Source organism: Idiomarina sp. UBA3162 (genome assembly GCF_002364475.1).
Lineage (GTDB): Bacteria > Pseudomonadota > Gammaproteobacteria > Enterobacterales > Alteromonadaceae > Idiomarina.
The window spans coordinates 1-1796 of sequence record NZ_DEYI01000067.1; the positions used below are offsets into that span (position 1 = coordinate 1).

Consider the following 1796-nt stretch of genomic DNA (forward strand, 5'->3'; position numbering starts at 1 on the left):
CAATTGTGTTGCGCTGGAAACGGTGCCTTGAGGCGCATCTTGTTCGGTATAAAATGCGGCCTTTTGGTGACTGTTTTCACCATAGCGCAGGCTTTGTTTGTGGTTAAACTGGAGATTATAGGTGCGAGGAAATGCTGCTTCATCACGCAGACGACCACCTAAATAGTTTGCGATCATGCCGTCATATTGCGCGGTGTGCTCAAACGCTGACACGGCGAGCTCAAAGCGCTTTTCGGCTGACACTGCGCCGCTGTTTTGCTCCATATCAGCGATAACAAGTTCATAATCATCACTGTTAACCACGATCGTAACGTCTTTGTGGTTTTTGGCAGCAGCACGCACCATAGTCGGTCCGCCAATATCAATATTTTCAATTGCGTCTTCGAAGCTACAGTCGTCTTGCGCGATAGTCTTTGCGAACGGGTAAAGGTTAACAACGACCATATCGATAGGTGCTATATCGTGAGCTTCCATAACCGTTTGGTCGACATCACGACGGCCTAAGATACCACCATGAACCTTGGGATGAAGTGTTTTTACACGCCCATCCATAATCTCTGGATGACCCGTGTGGTCCGAGACATCTTTGACGGTGAGGCCGGAGTCGCGTAACAGCTTTGCGGTGCCGCCTGTAGAAAGAAGTTCAACGCCGCGCGATGCTAGTTGCTTAGCAAACTCCACGATACCGGTTTTATCTGAAACACTTAGAAGAGCACGTTTGATAGCTGGGGTCGTCATTATAAAGCCTTAATTTGAATTACAATTAATGGACAGTTTAGTAAAAAAAAGAGCGCCAGAAGGCGCTCTTGTAGAATAGGCAATTAATTCATGCCGTATTTCTTTAGTTTTTTGCGTAAAGTGCCACGGTTAATACCAAGCATGGTGGCAGCGCGCGTTTGATTCCCTCGAGTATAGGTCATGACTTCTTCGAGCAGTGGTGCTTCTACTTCCGATAAAACAAGCTCGTACAGCTCTTCAGGATCTTGGCCATCGAGTTGACGTAAGAAGCTGTTGATGGCTTGTTTGACTGAGTCACGTAACGGCTTAGGTTGTGAGTTATTTCCAATAGTGGTTAAAGGAGATGTGTTCTCACGATTTGGGTTTTGATCAAACATAATGCGCTTATCTCTTTCCTACAGTGACAAAAAATAATGTTCCAGGGTATTAATCTGCTGTTCAGCTTCTTCAATACCGTTAAACGCTTGGCGAAACTCGCGCCCGTTAGGGCGCTCATTGAGATACCAACCAACGTGCTTACGAGCGATTCGCACACCTTTATACTCGCCGTAAAACTGATGTAAGGCTTTCACATGCTCTACGACAGTGTGGGCGACTTCTTCGAGCGGAGGTACTTGCAAGTGCTCTCCATGCTCTAAAAAGTGCTGTATCTGCTTAAATATCCAAGGGTTACCTTGTGCACCACGTCCAATCATGATGGCATCGGCTCCTGTATATTTAAGCACGTGCGCTGCTTGCTCGGGCGACGTGATATCTCCGTTAGCAATGACAGGAATTGATATTGCCTCTTTAATCGCACGAATGGTGTTATATTCTGCTTCGCCTTTATACATGCATGCGCGCGTGCGCCCATGTACGGCTAACGCTTGAATACCACAGCGTTCAGCGATCCGAGCGATTTCAATTCCATTTTTGTGGTTTGGGTTCCAACCCGTTCTTGTTTTCAAAGTCACGGGTACATCAACCGCTTCAACCACTGCTGTTAAAATGTGTTCTACAAGCTCGGGGTGTTGCATTAACGCTGACCCTGCGAGCTTTTTATTCACTTTTTTTGCCGG

At 46.7% G+C, this 1796-nt stretch carries 2 protein-coding genes and 1 pseudogene; all 3 read right to left on the bottom strand.

Annotated elements, in window-relative coordinates; translation table 11 throughout:
• Positions 1 to 738, bottom strand: a pseudogene (purH, locus tag B2X00_RS08555) (bifunctional phosphoribosylaminoimidazolecarboxamide formyltransferase/IMP cyclohydrolase); the annotation flags it as partial.
• A gap of 83 nt (positions 739 to 821) precedes the next feature.
• A complete protein-coding gene (gene fis, locus B2X00_RS08560) occupies positions 822 to 1115 on the bottom strand; it encodes a DNA-binding transcriptional regulator Fis (RefSeq protein WP_006954357.1) in 294 nt (97 codons plus the stop codon).
• Between the two features lie 18 nt (positions 1116 to 1133).
• Positions 1134 to 1796: tRNA dihydrouridine synthase DusB (dusB, locus tag B2X00_RS08565; RefSeq protein ID WP_290487165.1), on the bottom strand; the 663-nt coding region annotated here is incomplete at its 5' end.